At 39.8% G+C, this 503-nt stretch carries 1 protein-coding gene; it reads left to right on the top strand.

From position 1 onward, the window contains the following. Positions 1–36: 36 nt before the first annotated feature. Positions 37–363: a phage holin family protein gene (locus tag J3U35_RS06475; RefSeq protein WP_218837354.1), complete on the top strand. Its 327-nt coding sequence runs from the start codon at positions 37–39 to the stop codon at positions 361–363. The last annotated feature ends 140 nt before the right edge of the window (positions 364–503 follow it).

Consider the following 503-nt stretch of genomic DNA (forward strand, 5'->3'; position numbering starts at 1 on the left):
TTTCTTATTTTTAACTGCCTCAGCAGGAGGCTCACGATGAAGATGAAACCTATGCCAATCAAAGAGCCTGACCATATCAATTGGTATGTTGTCGTTTATTTGTTTTTTGTCACCTTACTGGGGTCATTAGCCAGTTATTGCTATCACATTATTAATGGGAATAAGTTTAATCTGATGATTTTAATTGCTCAGATATTTATTTCTACTTTTGCCGGCGCGCTGGTGGTGTTGGCAGCCAGTTATTTTAATTGGCAGTTTGAGCTGGCCGGCGGTGTTGCCGGTTTAGCGGGGTGGTCGGGCGCAACCTTAATTAAAGCGCTTGAAGAACAATTAATAAAAAAAACCCGTGGACATGATGATTAAAAGGAAAACTAATGAAACTGACTGAACATTTTAAACTGGATGAGTTTACCTACTCATTGACGGCCAGTCGATTAAAAATTGACAATTCCGTACCGGCAGCACTGATGCCCAATATCCAATTAACAGCAATAAAACTTGAA

The sequence above is a fragment of the Gilliamella sp. B2717 genome, from assembly GCF_026536675.1.
Lineage (GTDB): Bacteria > Pseudomonadota > Gammaproteobacteria > Enterobacterales > Orbaceae > Gilliamella > Gilliamella apicola_I.